This window comes from Plebeiibacterium marinum, from assembly GCF_026013615.1.
GTDB classification, from domain to species: domain Bacteria; phylum Bacteroidota; class Bacteroidia; order Bacteroidales; family Marinilabiliaceae; genus Saccharicrinis; species Saccharicrinis marinus_A.
On sequence record NZ_JAPDPI010000001.1, the window covers coordinates 94,878 to 113,508 of the forward strand.

Sequence of the window (18,631 nt, forward strand, 5' to 3'; positions counted from 1 at the left end):
ACTTAATGGTTTATAATAAATACTAAAAAAACGATGTAGGTATTACTACATTTTAATCAGTATTTTTTTGTTATCTTCTTTTATTGATGTTTGTATGAATTGATAAAATTCTTTATAATCACTTTTGGGGTAGTTTCCCTGAAAAACCTCGAACGTACGAAAAACATATAGTTTATCTTCTTCTGTTTTGAACGATCTGATATACCTGCCAAAATTTGTTTCTATATTGTTTTCTGTTAAACCTTTTACTTCAGTAATATTATGACTAAACTGATATATAACCGTGTCACACTTATTTATTGGGTAATAAACAAGAATGTCGTTTTTTCTGTCCTCTGGTTTATTAAGGTTATACCTGATCGGTTTAAAGGGCTTTAATAGTGTTTGTTGCGATAATTTTTCAGTTAAATCGTGCACAGCCCCGTCAAGGTGCAACCTGATATATGCAGAGTCTCTGTTAGCTCTGCTGATATCAAATTGCACAATATCGGTTTTGTCCATAATGCCCAACTCATCTATATATTGCTCTTTGTCTTTACTCGAAAGCTGGGTATCAAAAGATTTCAACCTGTCAAATCCAAGACCATATACAATAGCATCACTGGTAAATCTTGCATCGCCTGCTTCTGTAAAAGAAATATGAGTAACATAGCTTTCCAGGGCATTTGAAATATCATGTTGCGGGGTTTTTACCAGCTTGCTGTCATTTTCCCTTACTACCAACGACAACCGGTTTTGAGTATATCCTCCAAGGTAATTAAAGGGTGCTGTTTTATCTGTACATTCAAGCCATATGGTATCCTGATCTAAAGGGACGCAAAGAATAATATGGTTTGACTGATGCGATGGGAAGTCCCTGTTCACTTTATCAGGTTTAATACCAGAGTAAATGGTTGTATAATAAGCATCAATATTGATCTCTTTTAGTAAAGCCTTCATATAGTTTGACAAAGCCTTACAATCGCCAAAACGGTTTTCACAGACATATGTTGCAGGATAAGGTACAAGTCCCCCATTATCAAGCGACACTAAAATATAACGTGTGTTATCTTGCAAATAATGATATAGTATTTTAACCTTTTCCTTTGTTGATGAAACTGAATCAGTAAGTTGATGTACCTTATTTACCTCATCCTGCGAAAGGTCATCAAGCCCCTCGATTAGTTTATACTTCCATTTTCCAAATTCCTTCCACGATGTACTATTGCCAGCTATTCCATACCTAAACTCTTTGGGCATAACTTCTACATAAGGCGATACATCTTGTTGATGAGGAGAAAACGACTCTGGTTTATCTGGTACATAATCAACAATATCCCATGTATAGGAATCCACATCATTCAAACTTACTATTTGAGCAGAGTCCACTTTGTGCTGATTTATACTAATAGGTGTTCCTAACGGTATATTTAATGTCAACCTGGATTTCCTTGTGCTGAGCCTGGTATCTCCACTTGGTTTCCAATCTGCCAGGGAAATAAAATCATTAAATATTGTTGAATAACTATATTTTATAATGTAAGGAAACCGGTTATGTATCAAGTCAAATTTCAGCAAGCGGTAATCTGTATGAAACTCTATTCCACTTTGTGCTGTAGTATTAATTATTTCTTTCTTTTTTAAGGTGCGGATTTTGTTACCGGACATATCATAAATTTCGGCAACCAGGTTATTTGGATTATTCCCCTGCTGATAAAAGATTTCAATTTCAGCGTATTTTGTTCCGGCACCATTGTTTATCTGTATTTCATATTCATAAGTTTCTTTTATATTCCTGCCGTTGTAATTTATGATAGTGTTGAAATTGACAATTTCCGCATCGTATTTTTGAGCCAATAAGCTAGTTGAAATAAATAGTAAGAGTAGGGGTATTTTTTTCCACATATTAAAATAAGGTTGTTTTCTTTCTTTGCTAAACCAAGATACTAAAAAAACAAACAATATGTGTCGAATATTTTACGAAGGTATACATTCGAACTATAAACATTAAATATACTCAGGTTAGTTGTTGATTAATGGCACAAATAAACATTGAATTGGCACTCAAATGCAGTTTGACCAAGCTCTATAAACGTTGCGAGGATACAACAAAATTCAAAAATATTGTATCCTCGCATAACAAACTGGAATATTTTTACCCCTGTCATTATTCTTTCAGTACCATATCAATACACATAACAGCAGCCAAAATCATTAATCGGATAGGACTTCCGGAAGGTACCCTTTCATCTATCTGAAGCATGTAATTATCAGCTGTAGTGAACATTTCTTTTCCTAATCCTGCCCACTTTTTGCTAACATGAGCAAATTCCACTTCATCTTTTATAAATTTAAAGTCCCAACTAGTCCATTTTCCTTTCAAGGCGCAAAGCATATTATCGTTTGCATCAAATAAATTAAACTTGCCTCCTATCGAAAAAAAGCGTTGCTTAAACCTTCCTACAAGGGCATCGTTTTCATCAAACACCTCCACTGTAGAAACAAAAAAAGCAATGCCCCTTTTAACAGTTAACACTTTTTCTCCAGCCTCCGTCCTTATCTCCACACAAAATGGAGTCATTCTTTTATAATCTGTAAAACGCAGTAATTTGGTAAAAAATCCAAGGTTGTTTTCCCTGCAAGTCATTATCATTTCCTGAGTGTCGGGATTATAGATATCATAGTTATTGGCCGCTTTAAACATGCCAACATGTTCTTTTACAAAGAATAGATTTTTGTTTAATATGGAATTCATGTTTTTGTGATTTATAAAATTTCTTTTTGAAATTATTTAATGAGTAATCGTGCCAAAATAACGAAAGTTTTTTAAGTCGGCTATTTTTATTTGTAACTTGTAGCGTATATTTAAATTTACAACCTGAATAACAATAGTTATTATGAGAATCTTCTTTACAACCATAATTTTTCTTTTTGCATTAGCGCTTAATGTGCCTGGGCAAGAAATCAATACTGTTTACGCATCGGATTCAAAACCAATATACTTTGGTTTTGGTATTGGATTTGGTTTTTTTTATCCGGATGATGTTAACGATTATATAAGCGAACAGTTACAGGGGTATGATATATATTCGGGAACAAAGGAAATATATATGAATTTTAGTGGAAGGGCATCATTGTATTTTAAAATGACTCAAAATATTGATCTGGGTATTTTTTTAGAAGCAGCCTGGGCTCCTAAATGGATATATGATGAGGCAGACTATTATTTTTCTTTCTCCAGGGTTTCGCCGGGAATTGCTCCCAAAATTTATTTCCCTGTTGGTTCTGGGAAAAATGCTTTCTTTATTTCGCCCGGAGTGATGTACAACAATATGAAATTTGAAGGTTATCAAGCTTCAAATATTGGAGGAAAACTACAGGCCGGAGCTAGTTTAAAACTCGGCAGCATAAAACTTCAACCGTATGGAGCAATAAATATTGCCAATGCTTCAGATAAAACTGCGATGGGAGATTTTGATTTGAATTATACCGATTTTCATATTGGAGTGGAAGTATTGCTGTGAAGTCTTTAATAAAAATTGTTCTATAATGCGATCAATCTCTTTTAACGGCAAATTGCCCCCTATTGGTTTCAACAAGATTCGTAAAAATTAATACAGTGAACTAATTCATTAAATGAAGGAGCTCGGATTGTACAATACGATTAGCCTCTCATTATTTTCATAAATTTAATCATTGTCAGCCACTACCAAATCCAGTTTAACATCATGCTCCTCAACAGGCAACATGTCAACAAGCTGACATGAATACCCAATACCTACCTTGAAAGCATTTGGCAAACAAGGCAACAACTTATCGTAATAACCGCCCCCTCTGCCCATTCTATAGCCATCCCTTGTAAATGCCATTCCAGGGATCAGGGCGAAAGTAATATCTGACAAATCAGAAATTGCCTCACCTAAAGGTTCCAGAATCCCGTAAGCTCCCTTTTGCATAAAATCCATCCCTTTGTATGGAATAATCTCAACCTCATGCCCCACTACACGAGGCAAATAAAAAAGTTTATGCTTAAACCACCGCTCTACAAACACATGGGTATCAAGCTCATCAGCCAACGACCAATAACACAGAACATGTTGAGTATTTTTAAACTCAGGCAAACTCTCTATAGCATAAAAAACATTGGCAGACTCAGTTGCCCTTTGCTCTTGAGCCATTGTTTTCTTTTCGCTCTTTATGCGATCACGGAGCATTTTTTTTTGCGCAACAATATTCATGGGCGATAATGTGAAGCTGCTAAAATTTTTCTACCATCCCTATCCTCCATTAAGGCCTTCAAGGTCACCTCTTCATTCTTTTCCATGTATGATTTCACAATCTTATACCCCAGGTACTCCCCTGCCCTGGGGGCTGAATTTGCACCAAAATTTGCAGTAAAAGGTGCATCGCCAGTATATTTCTGAATCAACATTCGGTCGTTACTAAAGAGGTGCTTCCACTCTACTATTGACGCCCACATATCGGCTTCGTGATTTTTACACCATTTCATTTGGTATGCAGAGTAGTCAAACAACAAGGTATCCTGTAAATCCGGGAACATATGCTCTACAAAGTACCTTACTTTTCCGTTGAAGATCATATGATTTATCACATCATCTTTGGTCTCGTCATATCCAAAATTGGTTAAAGCCATAGCTCTTAAAACATCCGGAGCCATTTTTTCTTTGGTCATGCCTTTTCTTAGGTATTTTGAGATACCCAGCCACTCATAAAATTCACAATCCTCACCCAAATATTTCTCAACACTTACTCCTATCCAGGCCGAATCCACAGCAATACTCTGGCTAAAGCCTGAAATCATTAAATAGATATCCGGTATCGTTTCTTCGGGAAAATAATATTTATAATGTTGAAAGCCTTTATTCAATTCTTCGGTAAACGCATTATAATCCGGAAAAACTACTGCTGCTTTTTTTATAATATCTTTATTGGCATCATAATTTACAAAACCCATCAGGCGCTGGGGGTAATCGGCTCTATCATAACCTCCCACTCCAATAATTTTCTTGTTATAAGCTTCCACAAACCGGGGATACTTCTGCCGGATAGGTTCCATTGATGCCCTTACATTTAAAGAATCTACATTATTGAGTTCCTTATAAAAAGGGATCACATCAAAATCTACCTGAATACTACTAACATCAGGATGACTGGTCTTTTCTCCACACGATGAAAAAATTACTGTCATAAAAGACAATACTACATACAAATAACGATTTCTCATGATGACTAAATTTTGAAAAGCAAACTTAAAAAAAATTCATCTGACTTCTAAAGTACTATCTTTGCATCTTTATAAAATGTGACTACAAATCAAATAATGACAAAGATTGCAATACTAAAAAAAATTGACGGATTTATTGCGGGCCTTTTATGCATGATTGCACTCGCCTATTGGTTCCCTGGAATTGGTGGCACAAACAGCACCATTAAGCTCGAAACCATCTCCGGAATAGGCATATCACTCATTTTCTTTTTCTATGGATTAAAGCTGAGTCCCCATGAAATGAAAAAAGGATTAAGCAACTACAGACTACATATTTTAGTACAAACAGCCACGTTTCTCATTTTCCCGATACTCGTATTAATACTTAAACCACTTATTCGTTCCGAAGAACAAAACACACTATGGCTTGCACTGTTTTTTATGGCCGCATTACCATCCACTGTTTCATCTTCGGTAGTAATGGTTTCAATTGCCAGGGGCAACATACCCGGAGCTATATTTAATGCCAGCATTTCCGGGTTAATCGGCATCATTATTACACCTGTTTGGATAGGGCTTTTTATGGACACTACAAATGGGGATTTTAACTTTTGGGATAGTATTTTAAGCCTGGTAATTAAAATACTTTTACCCGTATTTATTGGTTTATTATTAAACAAACACCTTGGCAAATATGCCCGCAAGCACAGCAAATTTTTAACCTTGTTTGACAAAAGCATCATCCTTTCCATTGTATACAACAGTTTTAGTAAATCGTTTTCAGCCAATTTATTTCAATCAATCAATTTGAGCTACTTAACAATTACAGCTTTAGTTATTATAATACTTTTCATTCTGGTTTATGGCATTATTTTTGGCATAACCCGGTGGCTTAAATTTTCGCGGGAAGACAGCATTACTGCTATTTTTTGCGGATCAAAAAAATCGTTGGTACACGGAACTGTGATGACAAACGTACTTTTTAAAAACATGGCCACACAAGGGATATTTATTGTTCCCATTATGGTATACCACTCGTTGCAGCTTATTGCCATTAGCTTTATTGCTCAACGCATGGGAAAGAATAAATAATAGGAACCAACAATAAAGACATGAGTATTTAGTTATTCATAAACAGCTTTTTATTTAATTTGCACAATCAATAAAACTATTATAACATGAGAAAAACAACCTCACTTTTTTTACTGCTACTTGTATTATCAGGTTCTGTATTTGCACAAAACACAAGAGAAACTGATTTTAGATTTGCTTTTGTATTAAGCCCGCAAATAAGTTGGTTAAAATCAGATAACAGCACAGTAGATGGCAACGGTAGCCTGTTTGGCTATAACTTTGGCATTGAAATGGATAAATTCTTTGCAAAAAACTATGCTATTTCTTCAGGGCTAACCATTAACACCACTGGGGGCAAACTAAAATATGATAACACAAACACTACAGAAGAATACAGGTTAAAGTATATAGAAGTTCCCTTTAGGTTAAAACTTCAAACAAGCGATTTTCAACGAAGCAGTTTTTACGGTGTATTTGGCTTATCTTCAATGTTTAACATCAAAACCAACGATGGTTCGGGAAATAATATCAACGACGATATTAACTTTTTCAATGTGGGATATCAATTTGGTGGAGGAATGCAGTACTCCATTGGAGGTGATGCCTACTTAAAATTTGGTTTAACCTATAACCAGGGTCTAACGGATGTAACGGATGATAGTTCGGTGAATGTAAACGACAAAGCAACTTTAAACAGGCTGGTATTTAATTTTGGCATTATCTTTTAACAAGAGAAAGTTCGAAAAAATAAAATGATATTGATATCAAGAGCTACAATCATAAAAAAGTTGTAGCTCTTTTTTTATGAAATATACGATCTATTACTTTATAAGCGAATTGTTAAATTCACCCCCTTTAGTCCTTTGCAAGTTCAATACTTTTGATGTTTCTTTGTGTTTTTAAAAATAGAGTCAGATAACAGTAAGAATCATTTGACAATTAGTTCTTATTTAGTGTCTCTCTTCTTAACACCCAGAAGGTATGAAAATAGCTCTTGCTCAGTTAAATTATCACGTTGGCAATTTTCAGTCCAACACCGAAAAAATAATAAAAGCCATTAACAACGCCCAAAACGACGGTTGCGACCTGATTGTTTTTAGCGAATTGGCCGTTTGCGGGTATCCCCCTCTTGATTTACTGGAAAGGGAAGAGTTTATTGAACAATGCTTACTGCAGGTTGATATTATTGCTACAGAATGCAAAAGCATCATGGCCATAGTTGGGTGTCCAAGCATCAACCCGGAACCAATGGGCAAAAAGCTTTTCAACTCGGCTTTTGTTTTGGCAGAAGGTAAAGTTCAATCGGTTCACCACAAAACACTCCTCCCCAATTATGATGTGTTTGATGAATACCGATATTTTCAGCCCAATAGTGAATTTTCATTGGTTGAATTAAAGGGAAAGAAACTGGCCATAACGATATGCGAAGACTTATGGGACGAGCAACCCGTTTTTAATTCATTTGCAAAAAGCAAGCTGTATAAAAAATCGCCAATGAAGGAGTTAAAACAATTAAATCCTGATTTGGTTATTAATATTGCAGCCTCACCATTTTCATACAACCAAGGTCAAATCCGCCAGCAGATCATATCACAAAAGGCGGCAAAAAACAACATCCCGTTTTTCTATGTAAACCAGATTGGTGCCAATACCGAGCTGGTCTTTGACGGAAGCTCTTTAGCTGTTAACTGCAAAGGGGAAATTATAAAGCAACTAAACTCTTTTAAAGAAGACATCCAATATTGCGAATTAAGCCATATGGATTCTTCACCAACAATCCATGCGAAACCCCGCGAAAAGCTTTCTCTTATACATGACGCGTTGGTTTTGGGTGTTAAGGATTACTTTAACAAAATGGGCTTTACCAAAGCCACATTAGGTTTATCGGGAGGCATTGACTCGGCCGTAACCGTGGTTGTTGCAGCAAGGGCACTGGGTCCTGAAAACGTAAGGGTACTGCTGCTCCCATCCAAGTACTCTTCTGATCATTCCATTAAAGACGCAGAGGATTTGGCCAATAATTTGGGAATTCAATACGATATTGTACCTATCAAAGGCATTGTAGATGGATTTGACAACACGCTTGCTCCCTTATTCAAAGGACTGGATGCTGATGTTACCGAAGAAAACATCCAGGCCCGCATACGCGGCACATTACTAATGGCTCTTTCCAATAAATTTGGACATATCTTATTGAACACCTCAAATAAAAGTGAAGCCGCCGTAGGATATGGAACACTTTACGGTGATATGAATGGTGGACTGTCGGTTTTAGGTGATGTTTACAAAACCGACGTTTTTGCTTTGGCAAGATATATCAACAAGGATGAAGAGATTATTCCTGTAAATACCATTGTTAAACCGCCATCTGCAGAGCTTCGTCCCGACCAGAAAGACAGTGACTCTTTACCTGATTACGATTTGTTGGACCAGGTTTTATTTAACTACATTGAAAAAAATGAGCACCCTCAAAAAATTATTGATGCAGGGTTTGATGCCGCTGTAGTTAATAAAGCAGTCCGCCTTGTTAACATGAACGAATATAAACGTTTTCAGACAGCACCAATTATCAGGGTGTCATCAAAAGCCTTTGGCTTAGGCCGGAGGATACCTTTGGTTTCGAAATTTTAATGGCAAAAATTTAAAATAGGATAAAAAAGTCTGCATTATATCCCTTTTTGTTGGTAGAATGTAGGCTTTTTTCTATTTTTGGACGGAAATATGTGTTATAAAACATAATCAGCGAAAGCTAATTTTATAAACAATGCCACAAAGAACAGATAAAAGCTTAAATTCAGAACCAACCATAAAAGACATAAAACAGATTTATGATGTTCTTACTGATGAAGAAAAACTGAAACTAGAGAACAATCATAAGGTAAAGCATTTTAAAAAAAATGAAGTTATTTATGAAGAAGGTGAAGTTCCGGATAGTTTGTTGTGCCTTGGCTCAGGAAAAGTAAAAGTTTACAAAGTTGGATTTGGGGGGAGAGACCAGATTGTTCGTATGGCTAACCCAACGAGCTTCATAGGGTATCGTGCTTTTTTTGCCGAAGGTCCGCACGTTGCTTCTGCTGTTGTTATTGAACCCTGCACCATATTCTACATTCCCAAAACTATTGTGTTTGAATTATTGGAATGCAACCACCAGTTTAGCTTAAATATCATTCGTTCATTAGCTCAGGAATTAGGTTTTTCGAGGTACAGAACAGTAACGCTTACCCAAAAACACATTAGGGGCAGGTTGGCAGAAAGCCTTTTGGTTTTAAAAGAAATCTATGGTTTTGAGGACGACGGAATGACTCTTAACGTATATTTATCAAGAGAAGACCTGGCTAATTTTTCAAATATGACTACTTCAAATGCCATTAGAACCTTATCTACTTTTGTAAACGAAAAAGTAATTACTGTAGATGGCAGAATCATTAAAATCCTGGATATAGAAACCCTGGAAAGAATATCTAAACTGGGCTAACAACCCAGATAAATTGATCATTATCGGTTATTAAAGTCAGGCTGTACATCATTCAGCCCAACTTACTGATTGTTTGCCTTTTCAAAAACAAAAACCCCGCAAATACCCTGTTCATCTTCACTTGAACCAACAATCTGTCCCTTAGCATTAATAATCCCTTCACGTATTTCAGGAAAATACTCAATTGGTTCAACAGAAATAACCTCAATATCTACCATTTCCATTTTCACTTTATCACCAATAACACTCCCCTCTATTTTGCACTTCACCTGAAATGGAGTTTCTTCATCAATATATTCAGTAAAATCGAGCATGCCATAAACCCGCTCTCCCGCATGTGCCAATATTGCAATACCTTCATCTTTTCCTGAATCAAACTCTTCTTTAAAATTCCATCTACCTGTTAAGTCCATATATCCAATTGTTTTAGGTAAGTTAATGTAATAGCTCTATATAAATTTAATAAAACTAAAGATAAAAAATATAGTAATCTTTTTCCAGGCACACATATAACATATCTAGTGTGCCTGGTAAAAATCCATTCACTTATACATCTTTCATTGATAACTGAATTCTTTTACGAACCTTGTCAACCTCCATCACCTTAACTTTCACATGCTCATGCAGGGTAACAATTTCATTTGGATCACTTATAAACCGGTCTGCCATCTGAGATATATGAACCAGGCCATCCTGCTTCACACCCACATCTACAAATACACCAAAATTTGTAATATTGGTAACTATACCCGGCAATACCATCCCCACATGCAAATCTTCTATTGAAAAGATATTTTTATCAAACTCAAATACCTTGATGACCTGACGAGGATCGCGCCCCGGTTTTTCAAGCTCGCCCATAATATCTTTCAAGGTTGGCAATCCTACTGAGTCTGTAATATAATTTTCTAGTTTTATGCTCTTTCTGGCTTCGGCCTTTTCAATCAGATCCTGCACTTTACATCCCTGGTCTTCAGCCATTTTTTCTACAATACTGTATACTTCCGGGTGTACTGCCGAGTTATCCAGCGGATTCTTAGAATCAGAAATACGCAAAAAACCTGCTGCCTGTTCAAATGCCTTGGCACCAAGCCTGGGTACTTTTTTAAGCTGGTTCCTCGAAGTAAAAGCTCCATTCTCTTTTCTGTAGGCCACAATATTTTTTGCCAGTTGAGGCCCCAATCCGGAAACATAAGTCAACAAGTGCATACTGGAAGTATTCAAATCAACCCCCACTTTATTTACACAAGACTCCACTACCTGATCCAATGAAGACTTTAAACTATTCTGGTCTACATCATGTTGGTATTGCCCCACACCAATAGACTTAGGGTCAATCTTTACCAATTCTGCCAGTGGGTCAATCAACCGGCGACCTATAGAAACAGCCCCTCTAACCGTAACATCATACTCCGGAAACTCTTCACGAGCCACTTTACTAGCCGAATAAACAGACGCACCATCCTCACTCACCACAAAGACCTGTACATCACGGCTATACTTTAAATTTCTGACAAACGACTCGGTTTCCCTTGAGGCTGTTCCGTTTCCTATCGCTATAGCTTCAATACGATAGGCATCAACCAATGAACTTATCTTTTTTGCAGATTGCTTTGTTTCCCTTTGAGGCGGATGGGGATAAATATTTTCGTTATGCAACAAGTTACCCTGAGCATCCAAACAAACCACCTTACAACCAGTTCTATAGCCCGGATCAATTGCCAGCACCCGTTTTTGTCCCAAAGGCGACGAAAGCAACAACTGGCGAAGGTTTGTTGCAAACACCTTAATTGCCTCATCATCTGCCTTTGTTTTTGAACTGTTGGCAAATTCAGTTTCAATGGAGGGCTTCAAAAGTCTTTTACCTGCATCCTTTAGGGCTTTTTCTACTTGCTCCGACGCTTCTGTATTTCCCTTTACAAAATATCTTCCCAAACGATGCACTACTTCCTCCTCTTCAGGAGAGATCGTCACTTTTAAAAAACCTTCCTTTTCCCCTCTCCTTATGGCAAGCAACCTATGACTGGGACACCTTTTTAGTGGCTCACTAAACTCAAAGTAATCCTTATACTTTGCACCCTCCTCTTCTTTACCCTTAACCAGGGTTGAAGTAATCACAGCCCCTCTTTCAAATACAGTACGAACAATATCTCGGGCCACACTGTTCTCGTTTATCCATTCAGCAACAATATCCCTTGCTCCCTGCAATGCTTCATCAACATCTGCAACCTCTTCATTTACAAACCCGGAAGCCTTGGATTCCACATCCCTTTCATATTGCTTCATTAATATCCTGGCCAAAGGCTCCAATCCTTTTTCTTTTGCTTTAACAGCCCTGGTCTTTCGCTTTGGTTTATATGGAAGGTAAATATCTTCGAGCTCCGTCAGGTTATAGGATTCATTGATTTTCTTTTTCAAATCGGGAGTCAGCACTCCTTGATCATCCATAGACTTCAGTATGGTTTCTTTCCGCTTTTCTATTTCCAAAAGCTTTTCGTAACGTTCCTTTACGGCAGCTACATTCACCTCATCCATACTACCAGTCCTTTCTTTCCGGTAACGGCTTATAAACGGAACTGTAGCACCCCCATCCAACAACTCGATGGTATTGTCGATGTGAATGAGCTGCAACTGCAACTCAGCTGCTATTATCTTATTGATTTGATTTAACATTGGGTAATATTATTATAAAATAAAAAACCGCTCTTTAATAGATAAAAAACGGCTTGTACTTATTTTTTATTTGACATTTCCTTTTTTAAATGGCTTTTTCCCTTTATACTTTTTGCCATTATTTTTTTTCCCATTGGGCTTTCTTCCCCATCCTTTGCCTTTTTTCTTCATTTTAGACTCAGGATTATATTCCGGACCTTCATCATACTCTGGCGGAAGGGGAATTTTATAAATAGTACTTTCTATTAATTGTTCTATCTTATAAAAATCAACCTGATCATCTTCATTAATAAAAGTAATACCAACACCTTTTGTCTTTGCCCTGGCTGTACGCCCTATTCTATGTACATAATCTTCTGCATCATTAGGAACATCAAAATTAATGACCAGGTCAATTTTCTCAATATCAATTCCCCTGGCTACAATATCCGTAGCAACCAAAATCTGTACATTTCGGTTTTTAAATTCCCTTAAAACCTCAATCCTTTCATTTTGATCCAAATCTGAATGTATTGCAGCTGCATTAAACTCATTACGCTTTAATGCCCTCACAATTTCATTAACCATGGCTTTTCGGGAAACAAAAACAATGATACTTTGAAGATCTTTACCTTTAAGCAGGTCTACAATTAAGTTTACCTTTTGGTAATCATAAACAACATAGGCAGCCTGCAAAATACCTTCGGCTGGTTTTGATATGGCAATATTTATTTCTTCCGGATTGTTTAAAAGTGCCTTGGCCAGCTCCCTGATTTTAGGGGGCATAGTAGCTGAAAACAACAAATTTTGCCGGCTTTCTTTGGGTAGGAAACTTTCAATCTGCATAATATCCTCATGAAAACCCATATCAAGCATACGGTCTGCCTCGTCTAAAATAAAGTGCTTAACCGCACTAAAATCAACATAACCCATATTTAAATGCTGAATCATCCTACCAGGTGTAGCCACAATGATATCAGCACCTTGAGTCAAGGCTCGCTTTTGCTGATCCCACAAATCCTTGTCATTACCTCCAAAAACAGCTAGCGATGTAACCGACAAAAAGTAACTAAACCCTTCGATTTGCTGATCAATTTGCAAGGCCAGCTCGCGTGTTGGAACAAGGATAACAGTTGTAGTCCCTTTATGATCACCATTCACCAGGCGGTCCAAAACCGGAAGCAAATAGGCTGCCGTTTTTCCAGTGCCTGTTTGAGCACAAGCAATCAAGTCAACACCTTTTCGAATAACAGGTATCGTTTGGGCTTGTACTGGTGTGGCAGTCACAAAACGCATGGCATCAAGGCCATCCATCACATCTGCTGTAAAACCAAAATCTTTAAACTTCATAAATTCTTTTTTAGATAAGAGATAAGAGACAACAGATAAGAGACATTACTTCATGAATAAAACAACCAATTCTCCAATGCCAATCATCTCATATCTAACCATACTATTCTACATATAAAACCAACCCTTTCAGGTACTCACCTTCCGGATGATAAATATTTACCGGATGATCTGCCGGCTGGGTTAACTGGTTTAATATCCTTACATTTCTACCTGATTTAGCTGCTGCAGAAAAAATTGTTTTTCTGAAAGCATCTTTACTAACAACCTGTGAACATGAAAAAGTAAACAGGATACCCCCGGGCTTTATTTGCTCAAAAGCTTTAGCATTTAATCGCTTATATCCCTGAAGGGCATTATTCAACACATTGTTGTGCTTGGCAAATGCAGGAGGGTCCAGGATGATTAAATCATATTTATCTTTTATATCATCTAAATATTTAAAGGCATCAACGGCAAAGGCATCATGGCGGGAATCACCCGGGAAATTCAACTCCACGTTTTCTTTGGTAAGCTCAATGGCCCGCTCCGAACTATCCACTGAGTGTACCAGTTCTGCACCTCCGCGCATAGCATAAAAGGAAAAACCACCAGTGTAACAGAACATATTTAACACTGATTTACCCTTGCTATAATGTTCTAACAACGCTCTATTATCACGCTGGTCTACAAAGAAACCTGTTTTCTGCCCTTTTTCCCAATCCACTCTGAACTTCAAACCATTTTCAAGGGCGATACGGGTTTCTGATTTGCCGTAGGTATAACCATTTTCAGGGTTTACTTTGGCTTTATAAGGGATGGTTCCTTCCGACTTATTATAGATGGCTTTTAATCCATCTCCAAATATTTTCTTTAATATCTCGTCAATGGTGTCTTTAATGAGAAACATTCCAACCGAGTGCATCTGCACAACCGCAGTGTCGTCATACATATCGATAATTAATCCCGGCATATTGTCGCCCTCTGCATGAACCAATCGATATGCATTGGTGGTTTCATCTCCAACCAAACCCTGATCGATCCTCAACTGATAAGCTGTCCTGATTTTATCTTCCCAAAACTGCTCGTTAACTTCGATATCCTCAAAAGAAACAATACGAATGGCAATTGAGCCGATTTGATAATGCCCTAATCCCAAAAATTCGTCTTTATTGTCATAAACTGTAACAATATCACCTTCGGCAGGTTCTCCATATATTTTTTTTATTGCTCCACTAAAAACCCAGGGATGAAATCTGCGTAAGGATTGGTCTTTACCAGATTTTAAAACAACTTTTATGTACGACATGTATAATATTTGAATTATTTTCTTTGAATATTAATTTAACCTCTATGCATCAGCATCCACTACCCGGCTGGAATCAAGCGTTACCAGCTTTTTATAAATTTCAAGAGCTACCCATGAATCTGTTGCTGCATAAATCATTTGCGCGTTTGTAAGGGTTGGCGCTTCCCAGTTTGATAATCTTTGACGTTTTGACACTCTGAATTTCAATAGTATCCCTGCCAGTTTTTTAAGAGAAAAGTCTTTCAATCCCTTTTCTGTAGCCATTGTTTGTAACTCTACAAACCCCTTTGGCTTTAACGGGGTCAGTTTCTGAAGCCCTCTTAAATCGTCCCGTATCCCCACTCCTACTTTTAACACAGATTCATTTTCAAGCAAGAGTTTCAATTCGCTTGTTACCCCGGTTTTATTTAGCCGGATCAGGTATGTTGCTTTATGGGTAGTTAACTGAAACAGGGCTATAGAGTTTGTAACTCCTTTTTTAAATGACGGGCGGGTTTCGGTATCAAACCCTACAATGCTCTCTCCATTGATTTCTTCCATCATCTTTACAATCCCAACTTCATCCTCAATCAGTACTATTTCACCATCAAAATATTGTAAAGGCAATTCGTTTAAAACCTCGTTACTTATTGTGTTTTTTATCAAAACTCTAAAATTTAATTATTCTCATCATTCCACTGCTCCTGAAAACGGTTAAACCAATCATTATCATCACTTTGATTATCGTTTTCAGCTCCTCCATATAACTCCCCATCAATATCTTTACCGCTATACAACACGCTATGACAAGCCCTTAACACATTCACCAGCTTCTGCCCCCAATACATTTCAAAGGAATTTACCAGCTCTACCAAGGCATCATTCATAATATCTGTTACACCAATACGATAGGCAAACAAAAAGTCTTTTACATCCTGGTAAATATCGGTTAAATTTTCTGAAATACTGCTTGCCACTTCTTCCTGTTCCATATCATTATCTGGTACAAAAACTTCAAGATAATCATCAAATTCACCAAACTTATTTAACAAAGTATGTTGTACGCGAATATAATCTTCCTCTCTTACAGTTTTCTCTATATTCTCATCTAAAACAAACTCTGTTTTGGGCAATACTAAGGCTTTTACATAAAGAAGCGGAAGTATCCTAACCACAACTGTAAAGAGTTCTTTTGCAGACCTGTCATAAGCATTTTCCAACTGATTACAATACTCATTTCCCACAGTTACAAACTCTAAAACTGTTTTAGAATAAACCAAATGATCTAACTCACCTTCCATTTATCAGGATAACTTTTAAAATTAATTTGCAAAACTAATAATTTTAAAAGCGAAATACTAATGACTAGGCTATAAACCTAATGCAATAATAATATTAGAATCAAGCCTAACCCATCTGAGACCCAGTCAAAACGCAACACATTTAGCAATTATGTTAAATCAATCATTAACTCCGTCATTTTTCAATTCAACACGCATCGGTCAGCTTTTTAGCTCTATCTTACCAATGACCAATGACCAATGACCAATCTATTCAAACAAGCTAAATATCACCATCCCTGTTTTGCCACTTATCATCTTCCGTTTGATAGATGGCTTGATTATCTGCCAACCAATTAAAAACACCAATCCATTTCTGATAACTTTCATCCAGTTGGTCTTCTAGCTCTGATAAACTACATGGCTGTTCTAATGCTTTCCTGATTTTTTCCTGGTACAAATCAGCATCTTTTGACTCAACCCCTCTTTTTTTCTTATCCAAACAAACATCGCAACAACCACAATCCTTCGTATCTTTTTGTCCGAAGTAATTCAATAAAAACCGGCTTCGGCACACATGAGTATACTCAGCATAATCAACCATTGCAGTTACCCTTGTTTCCATATCCTTTTTGCGATGTTTATACACCTCATCCGGTAATTTCATATACCGCTCCTCCTCCCTTGGTAACATATACCTGATCAATGGAGTTTTTTTTGCCGGTATATAATGAATAATTTTGAGATGGTTTAACTTATTAAGATATTGATATACCAGCTGAATACTAACATTAGCGCGGGTTGCCAGCACTTTTTCGTTTATAACAACATATTCGGTAAAGAAACCTGTATAGGATCTCAGCAGCAGTTTTATAAAACCATCAAACTTTTCGTTTTTAACCTGAAAACGGTACAAATCGGTTTTCTGAACCAAAAAATGCACCCTCGATGGGTTATTGCTTTCTTCTTCATATTCGAGATACCCTGCCCGTTGAAGTATTTTAAGGCTATTGAAAACCGATAGCAGGTTAAAATGATAAGCTCCACAAAACGATACCATATCAAAATCAAAAACCAAATCTTCACCGTGCCCTGAGGCAATCTGAAAAAAGTTTCCTAAAGCATTATAGATCCTATAAATCACCTCCTTTTCGGGAAATGAAACAGTTACATTTTTTTTTAACCTTGTTTTATCAGCTCCGGACCATAGCAAAACGGCATAAGCCTTTTTACCATCCCTCCCGGCACGACCTGCCTCCTGAAAATAAGCCTCTATAGAATCCGGTGCATCCATATGCACAACCAAACGCACATCGGGCTTGTCAATACCCATTCCAAATGCATTGGTACACACAATAACCTGCACTTTATCTTCCATCCATTCTTTTTGGCGCAAATCTTTTGACTCCTGGGTTAATCCAGCATGATAATTATGGGCTGTAATAGCGTGTTCCCTCAACCATAGGGTATATTCCTTGGTCTTTTTGCGGTTGCGTACAAAAACCACGGTACAACCATTAACAGATTTAACAATCTTAACCAACTGGTTTAACTTATCATCCGTTTCACGAACAATATACGCCAGGTTATCACGCTCAAAACCTTTTTGAACAACATTCTTCTTTTCAAAAAGCAGTTTCTCCTGAATATCATCCACTGTTTTGGGAGTGGCCGTTGCAGTTAGGGCCAACACAGGAACTTCAGGCAGCTCCCCCCTAAACTCAGCTATTTTAAGGTAGGAGGGACGAAAATCATACCCCCACTGGCTAATACAATGCGCCTCATCAACAACTATCATGCTCACCTTAAAATAGGTCAGTTTCTCCCTGAACAATTCTGTTGAAAGACGTTCCGGGGATAAGTACAGGAACTTATAATCTCCAAAAATACAATTGTCGTAAGCAATATTTATCTCTTCACGGGAAAGCCCCGAATAAACAGCTACAGCTTTTATATTTCTCTTTTTCAGATTAGCTACCTGATCCTTCATTAAAGCAACCAACGGAGTAACCACGATACAAACACCTTCTTTTGCCAATGCCGGCACTTGAAAAGTGATAGACTTCCCTCCTCCTGTCGGCAACAGTCCCAAAGTATCTTTCCCGTCACCAATTGATTGCACTATTTGGTCTTGCATCGCCCTAAAGCCATCAAACCCCCAGTACTGCTTTAATATTTTCAGGTATTTATCCATATGAAAAATAAAAACGTGAAGATAATTTTTTTAACGCAAACTTTTTAACCAGTCCAGCCCATTGCCCTCATTTCACCTTGATGTATTAACAATTATTCCTTAAATTAGGTAAACTCACTTTATATCTTAAAAC

Annotated in this window: 16 protein-coding genes; 5 read left to right on the forward strand and 11 right to left on the reverse strand. The window is 37.1% G+C overall.

Annotation, left to right across the window (positions count from 1 at the left end; translation table 11 throughout):
• Positions 1–45: 45 nt before the first annotated feature.
• Both OM074_RS00370 and OM074_RS00375 read right to left on the reverse strand, forming a co-directional pair.
• Complete coding sequence (locus tag OM074_RS00370; protein ID WP_301197278.1) at positions 46–1,884, reverse strand: DUF3858 domain-containing protein; 1,839 nt, start codon at positions 1,882–1,884, stop codon at positions 46–48.
• 262 nt (positions 1,885–2,146) lie between these two features.
• Positions 2,147–2,734 (reverse strand): LURP-one-related family protein, encoded by a 588-nt coding sequence (locus tag OM074_RS00375; RefSeq protein WP_301197279.1) that lies wholly within the window; start codon positions 2,732–2,734, stop codon positions 2,147–2,149.
• Positions 2,735–2,876: 142 nt separating this feature from the next.
• Between OM074_RS00375 and OM074_RS00380 the strand changes: the two genes are divergently transcribed.
• A complete protein-coding gene (locus OM074_RS00380) occupies positions 2,877–3,503 on the forward strand; it encodes a hypothetical protein (protein WP_301197280.1) in 627 nt (208 codons plus the stop codon).
• A 165-nt stretch (positions 3,504–3,668) separates the two neighbouring features.
• Here OM074_RS00380 and OM074_RS00385 read toward each other — a convergent pair whose 3' ends face one another.
• Together OM074_RS00385 and gldB are read right to left on the reverse strand one after the other, a co-directional pair.
• The gene (locus OM074_RS00385; protein WP_301197281.1) at positions 3,669–4,193 is read right to left on the reverse strand and encodes a 5-formyltetrahydrofolate cyclo-ligase; all 525 of its coding nucleotides are present in this window, start codon (positions 4,191–4,193) and stop codon (positions 3,669–3,671) included.
• A gap of 20 nt (positions 4,194–4,213) precedes the next feature.
• A complete protein-coding gene (gene gldB, locus OM074_RS00390) occupies positions 4,214–5,224 on the reverse strand; it encodes a gliding motility lipoprotein GldB (protein ID WP_301197282.1) in 1,011 nt (336 codons plus the stop codon).
• A gap of 96 nt (positions 5,225–5,320) precedes the next feature.
• Here gldB and OM074_RS00395 point away from each other — a divergent pair, with 96 nt between their 5' ends.
• The 4 genes from OM074_RS00395 to OM074_RS00410 all read left to right on the forward strand — a co-directional run bounded on the left by OM074_RS00395 (position 5,321) and on the right by OM074_RS00410 (position 9,755).
• Complete coding sequence (locus tag OM074_RS00395) at positions 5,321–6,298, forward strand: bile acid:sodium symporter family protein (RefSeq protein ID WP_301197283.1); 978 nt, start codon at positions 5,321–5,323, stop codon at positions 6,296–6,298.
• 86 nt (positions 6,299–6,384) lie between these two features.
• On the forward strand, positions 6,385–7,008 hold the full coding sequence (locus tag OM074_RS00400) for a porin family protein (protein WP_301197284.1): 624 nt from the start codon (positions 6,385–6,387) through the stop codon (positions 7,006–7,008).
• Between the two features lie 253 nt (positions 7,009–7,261).
• Complete coding sequence (locus OM074_RS00405) at positions 7,262–8,911, forward strand: NAD+ synthase (RefSeq protein WP_301197285.1); 1,650 nt, start codon at positions 7,262–7,264, stop codon at positions 8,909–8,911.
• Positions 8,912–9,044: 133 nt separating this feature from the next.
• Positions 9,045–9,755, forward strand: coding sequence for a Crp/Fnr family transcriptional regulator (locus OM074_RS00410; RefSeq protein WP_301197286.1), 711 nt, complete (start codon positions 9,045–9,047; stop codon positions 9,753–9,755).
• 62 nt (positions 9,756–9,817) lie between these two features.
• Here OM074_RS00410 and OM074_RS00415 read toward each other — a convergent pair whose 3' ends face one another.
• The 7 genes from OM074_RS00415 to OM074_RS00445 form a co-directional block, all read right to left on the reverse strand.
• Positions 9,818–10,168, reverse strand: a complete 351-nt coding sequence (locus tag OM074_RS00415; protein ID WP_301197287.1) for a hypothetical protein — start codon at positions 10,166–10,168, stop codon at positions 9,818–9,820.
• 133 nt (positions 10,169–10,301) lie between these two features.
• On the reverse strand, positions 10,302–12,428 hold the full coding sequence (locus tag OM074_RS00420) for a Tex family protein (protein WP_301197288.1): 2,127 nt from the start codon (positions 12,426–12,428) through the stop codon (positions 10,302–10,304).
• Positions 12,429–12,494: 66 nt separating this feature from the next.
• Positions 12,495–13,757: a DEAD/DEAH box helicase gene (locus tag OM074_RS00425; protein ID WP_301197289.1), complete on the reverse strand. Its 1,263-nt coding sequence runs from the start codon at positions 13,755–13,757 to the stop codon at positions 12,495–12,497.
• Between the two features lie 103 nt (positions 13,758–13,860).
• Positions 13,861–15,045, reverse strand: a complete 1,185-nt coding sequence (locus tag OM074_RS00430) for a class I SAM-dependent rRNA methyltransferase (RefSeq protein ID WP_301197290.1) — start codon at positions 15,043–15,045, stop codon at positions 13,861–13,863.
• Positions 15,046–15,087: 42 nt separating this feature from the next.
• Positions 15,088–15,690: a 3'-5' exonuclease gene (locus tag OM074_RS00435; protein WP_301197291.1), complete on the reverse strand. Its 603-nt coding sequence runs from the start codon at positions 15,688–15,690 to the stop codon at positions 15,088–15,090.
• Between the two features lie 11 nt (positions 15,691–15,701).
• Positions 15,702–16,325 carry a DUF5063 domain-containing protein gene (locus tag OM074_RS00440; protein WP_301197292.1) on the reverse strand — a complete coding sequence of 208 codons (624 nt, stop codon included), beginning with the start codon at positions 16,323–16,325 and terminating at the stop codon, positions 15,702–15,704.
• A 262-nt stretch (positions 16,326–16,587) separates the two neighbouring features.
• Positions 16,588–18,498: a RecQ family ATP-dependent DNA helicase gene (locus OM074_RS00445; RefSeq protein WP_301197293.1), complete on the reverse strand. Its 1,911-nt coding sequence runs from the start codon at positions 18,496–18,498 to the stop codon at positions 16,588–16,590.
• Positions 18,499–18,631: the final 133 nt, after the last annotated feature.